This is a genomic window from Enterococcus gilvus ATCC BAA-350 (genome assembly GCF_000407545.1).
GTDB lineage: Bacteria > Bacillota > Bacilli > Lactobacillales > Enterococcaceae > Enterococcus_A > Enterococcus_A gilvus.
In genome coordinates, this window is record NZ_ASWH01000001.1 from 3,032,501 (window position 1) to 3,038,269 (window position 5,769).

At 49.2% G+C, this 5,769-nt stretch carries 4 rRNA genes (1 of these 4 running past the window's edge); all 4 read right to left on the reverse strand.

Annotation, left to right across the window (positions count from 1 at the left end):
- Nucleotides 1-984: ribosomal RNA gene (locus I592_RS15045) — 16S ribosomal RNA — on the reverse strand; it reaches 575 nt to the left of the window's first position.
- Nucleotides 985-1,435: 451 nt separating this feature from the next.
- Nucleotides 1,436-1,551, reverse strand: a 5S ribosomal RNA gene (gene rrf / locus I592_RS15050).
- Between the two features lie 75 nt (nucleotides 1,552-1,626).
- Nucleotides 1,627-4,539 (reverse strand): 23S ribosomal RNA (locus I592_RS15055).
- 242 nt (nucleotides 4,540-4,781) lie between these two features.
- Nucleotides 4,782-5,769, reverse strand: a 16S ribosomal RNA gene (locus I592_RS15060); the annotation flags it as partial.

Here is a 5,769-nt window from a genome sequence, read left to right on the forward strand (position 1 = left end):
CTTCGAATTAAACCACATGCTCCACCGCTTGTGCGGGCCCCCGTCAATTCCTTTGAGTTTCAACCTTGCGGTCGTACTCCCCAGGCGGAGTGCTTAATGCGTTAGCTGCAGCACTGAAGGGCGGAAACCCTCCAACACTTAGCACTCATCGTTTACGGCGTGGACTACCAGGGTATCTAATCCTGTTTGCTCCCCACGCTTTCGAGCCTCAGCGTCAGTTACAGACCAGAGAGCCGCCTTCGCCACTGGTGTTCCTCCATATATCTACGCATTTCACCGCTACACATGGAATTCCACTCTCCTCTTCTGCACTCAAGTTTCCCAGTTTCCAATGACCCTCCCCGGTTGAGCCGGGGGCTTTCACATCAGACTTAAGAAACCGCCTGCGCTCGCTTTACGCCCAATAAATCCGGACAACGCTTGCCACCTACGTATTACCGCGGCTGCTGGCACGTAGTTAGCCGTGGCTTTCTGGTCAGATACCGTCAAGGGATGAACATTTTACTCTCATCCTTGTTCTTCTCTAACAACAGAGTTTTACGATCCGAAAACCTTCTTCACTCACGCGGCGTTGCTCGGTCAGACTTTCGTCCATTGCCGAAGATTCCCTACTGCTGCCTCCCGTAGGAGTTTGGGCCGTGTCTCAGTCCCAATGTGGCCGATCACCCTCTCAGGTCGGCTATGCATCGTTGCCTTGGTGAGCCGTTACCTCACCAACTAGCTAATGCACCGCGGGTCCATCCATCAGTGACGCAAAAGCGCCTTTCAAATAGAAACCATGCGGTTTCTATTGTTATACGGTATTAGCACCTGTTTCCAAGTGTTATCCCCTTCTGATGGGCAGGTTACCCACGTGTTACTCACCCGTTCGCCACTCCTTTTCTTTCGGTGGAGCAAGCTCCGGTGAAAGAAAAAGCGTTCGACTTGCATGTATTAGGCACGCCGCCAGCGTTCGTCCTGAGCCAGGATCAAACTCTCATATAAAGTGTTTGAAACAATCTTGCGATTGTTAAGCTCAATTTTAATAATTGACTTGCTAGCATATTGCTTGCTATGTTGTTTGCTTCTATAGAATAGAAGCGCCCTACACATTTGGTTTGTTTTATTCGTTCAGTTTTCAAAGGTCTACGTTGTTTGTTGCTTTGTTTCAGCAACTTTTACATCTTAACAGGTTACTGAGTGAATGTCAACAACTTTTTTGAAGTTTGTTCAAAACTATGATTAACCCTTCAGTAACTTAGTTATAATAACTTAATACTATAAAAGTGTCAATAGTTTCATTTAACGAATTTTGTTTATCAGTCCAAACTCAAAAATACGTTGCTTTTATCACTATAACCAGCAATAGCATTTTGTCAATCAAAAAAAATAATTCTATGACAAGAAACCATTACTTTTGAAATAAAAATTCCATCCCACATAAAGGATGGAATTCGCGTGGCGACGTCCTAATCTCACAAGGGGCAACCCCTCACTACAATCGGCGCTAAGAAGCTTAACTTCTGTGTTCGACATGGGAACAGGTGTATCCTTCCCGCTATCGCCACCACACTATGCTTTATCTGAGTAAACGTCGTTCACTCAAAACTGGATCAGAAACAGTTAAACTACCGTGAATCAATTTTTTTGGTTAAGTCCTCGATCGATTAGTATCAGTCTGCTCCGTACATCACTGCACTTCCACTCCTGACCTATCTACCTGATCATCTCTCAGGGATCTTACTTTCTTAAAGAAATGGGAAATCTCATCTTGAGGTGGGCTTCACACTTAGATGCTTTCAGCGTTTATCCCTTCCCTACATAGCTACCCAGCGATGCCTCTGGCGAGACAACTGGTACACCAGCGGTAAGTCCATCCCGGTCCTCTCGTACTAAGGACAGATCCTCTCAAATTTCCAACGCCCGCGACGGATAGGGACCGAACTGTCTCACGACGTTCTGAACCCAGCTCGCGTGCCGCTTTAATGGGCGAACAGCCCAACCCTTGGGACCGACTACAGCCCCAGGATGCGACGAGCCGACATCGAGGTGCCAAACCTCCCCGTCGATGTGGACTCTTGGGGGAGATAAGCCTGTTATCCCCAGGGTAGCTTTTATCCGTTGAGCGATGGCCCTTCCATGCGGAACCACCGGATCACTAAGCCCGACTTTCGTCCCTGCTCGACTTGTAGGTCTCGCAGTCAAGCTCCCTTGTGCCTTTACACTCTGCGAATGATTTCCAACCATTCTGAGGGAACCTTTGGGCGCCTCCGTTACTCTTTAGGAGGCGACCGCCCCAGTCAAACTGCCCATCTGACACTGTCTCCCACCACGATTAGTGGTGCGGGTTAGAGTGGTCATAACACAGGGGTAGTATCCCACCAGCGCCTCTGTCGAAACTAGCGTCCCGACTTCTACGGCTCCTACCTATCCTGTACATGTGGTACAAACACTCAATATCAAACTGCAGTAAAGCTCCATGGGGTCTTTCCGTCCTGTCGCGGGTAACCTGCATCTTCACAGGTACTAAAATTTCACCGAGTCTCTCGTTGAGACAGTGCCCAAATCGTTACGCCTTTCGTGCGGGTCGGAACTTACCCGACAAGGAATTTCGCTACCTTAGGACCGTTATAGTTACGGCCGCCGTTTACTGGGGCTTCAATTCGTACCTTCGCTTACGCTAAGCACTCCTCTTAACCTTCCAGCACCGGGCAGGCGTCAGCCCCTATACGTCATCTTTCGATTTTGCAGAGACCTGTGTTTTTGATAAACAGTCGCTTGGGCCTATTCACTGCGGCTGATCGTTAGATCAGCACCCCTTCTCCCGAAGTTACGGGGTCATTTTGCCGAGTTCCTTAACGAGAGTTCTCTCGCTCACCTTAGGATTCTCTCCTCGACTACCTGTGTCGGTTTGCGGTACGGGCCATTGTTTTCTTACTAGAAGCTTTTCTCGGCAGTGTGACATCGGGAACTTCGGTACTTATATTTCCCTCCCCATCACAACTTGTCCTTAGAGACGTAAGCATTTGACTCACATCAAGACTTGTTGCTTGGACAGACATTTCCAATCGTCTGATTCCTTAGCCTCCTGCGTCCCTCCATTGCTCAAACAAAAACAACGGGTACAGGAATATCAACCTGTTATCCATCGCCTACGCCTTTCGGCCTCGGCTTAGGTCCCGACTAACCCTGGGCGGACGAGCCTTCCCCAGGAAACCTTAGTCATTCGGTGGACAGGATTCTCACCTGTCTTTCGCTACTCATACCGGCATTCTCACTTCTAAGCGCTCCAGTAGTCCTCACGATCTACCTTCAACGCCCTTAGAACGCTCTCCTACCAACACACCTCATGGTGTGCTCCACAGCTTCGGTAAACTATTTAGCCCCGGTACATTTTCGGCGCAGGGTCACTCGACTAGTGAGCTATTACGCACTCTTTAAATGGTGGCTGCTTCTAAGCCAACATCCTAGTTGTCTGTGCAACCCCACATCCTTTTCCACTTAATAGTTATTTGGGGACCTTAGCTGGTGGTCTGGGCTGTTTCCCTTTCGACTATGGATCTTATCACTCACAGTCTGACTCCCAGAGATGAATGGATGGCATTCGGAGTTTATCTGAATTCGGTAACCCGAGATGGGCCCCTAGTCCAAACAGTGCTCTACCTCCATCATTCTTACTCTGAGGCTAGCCCTAAAGCTATTTCGGAGAGAACCAGCTATCTCCAAGTTCGTTTGGAATTTCTCCGCTACCCACACCTCATCCCCGCACTTTTCAACGTACGTGGGTTCGGTCCTCCAGTGCGTTTTACCGCACCTTCAACCTGGACATGGGTAGATCACATGGTTTCGGGTCTACGACCACTTACTCATTCGCCCTATTCAGACTCGCTTTCGCTGCGGCTCCGTCTTTTCAACTTAACCTCGCAAGTAATCGTAACTCGCCGGTTCATTCTACAAAAGGCACGCTATCACCCATTAACGGGCTCTAACTTGTTGTAGGCACACGGTTTCAGGATCTATTTCACTCCCCTTCCGGGGTGCTTTTCACCTTTCCCTCACGGTACTGGTTCACTATCGGTCACTAGGGAGTATTTAGCCTTGGGAGATGGTCCTCCCGGATTCCGACGGAATTCCTCGTGTTCCGCCGTACTCAGGATCCTCCTAGGTGCCAGTCAAATTTTGTCTACGGGGCTTTTACCCTTTCTAGCAGACCTTTCCAGGTCCTTCGACTATCTCACTGAACTACCATATTGGAGTCCTACAACCCCAAGAGGCAAGCCTCTTGGTTTGGGCTTTTCCCGTTTCGCTCGCCGCTACTCAGGGAATCGATTTTTCTTTCTCTTCCTGCAGGTACTTAGATGTTTCAGTTCTCTGCGTCTACCTCTATTCAGCTATGTATTCACTGAAAAGTAACATCCTATAAAAGATGCTGGGTTTCCCCATTCGGAAATCTCCGGATCAAAGCTTACTTACAGCTCCCCGAAGCATATCGGTGTTAGTCCCGTCCTTCATCGGCTCCTAGTGCCAAGGCATCCACCGTGCGCCCTTATTCACTTAACCTTATCTTGACTTGCGTCAAGGGTCTTACTAATTTCCATGAGCGATCATGTTCCTTAGTAATAAATAAGCAATTGAACTTATTAAAAAACTCATTCAACGCGGTGTTCTCGGTTTGTTTAACATTTTGTTTCTGTATCCAGTTTTCAATGAACGATTTGAGAGTAGACCTCTCAAAACTGAACGAATAAAAGCAAGCCTGTGTAGTTTCCGTAACGTTCATCTAAGATGAACTATTTCCTTAGAAAGGAGGTGATCCAGCCGCACCTTCCGATACGGCTACCTTGTTACGACTTCACCCCAATCATCTATCCCACCTTAGGCGGCTGGCTCCAAAAGGTTACCTCACCGACTTCGGGTGTTACAAACTCTCGTGGTGTGACGGGCGGTGTGTACAAGGCCCGGGAACGTATTCACCGCGGCGTGCTGATCCGCGATTACTAGCGATTCCGGCTTCATGTAGGCGAGTTGCAGCCTACAATCCGAACTGAGAGAAGCTTTAAGAGATTAGCTTAGCCTCGCGACTTCGCGACTCGTTGTACTTCCCATTGTAGCACGTGTGTAGCCCAGGTCATAAGGGGCATGATGATTTGACGTCATCCCCACCTTCCTCCGGTTTGTCACCGGCAGTCTCGCTAGAGTGCCCAACTAAATGATGGCAACTAACAATAAGGGTTGCGCTCGTTGCGGGACTTAACCCAACATCTCACGACACGAGCTGACGACAACCATGCACCACCTGTCACTTTGCCCCCGAAGGGGAAGCTCTATCTCTAGAGTGGTCAAAGGATGTCAAGACCTGGTAAGGTTCTTCGCGTTGCTTCGAATTAAACCACATGCTCCACCGCTTGTGCGGGCCCCCGTCAATTCCTTTGAGTTTCAACCTTGCGGTCGTACTCCCCAGGCGGAGTGCTTAATGCGTTAGCTGCAGCACTGAAGGGCGGAAACCCTCCAACACTTAGCACTCATCGTTTACGGCGTGGACTACCAGGGTATCTAATCCTGTTTGCTCCCCACGCTTTCGAGCCTCAGCGTCAGTTACAGACCAGAGAGCCGCCTTCGCCACTGGTGTTCCTCCATATATCTACGCATTTCACCGCTACACATGGAATTCCACTCTCCTCTTCTGCACTCAAGTTTCCCAGTTTCCAATGACCCTCCCCGGTTGAGCCGGGGGCTTTCACATCAGACTTAAGAAACCGCCTGCGCTCGCTTTACGCCCAATAAATCCGG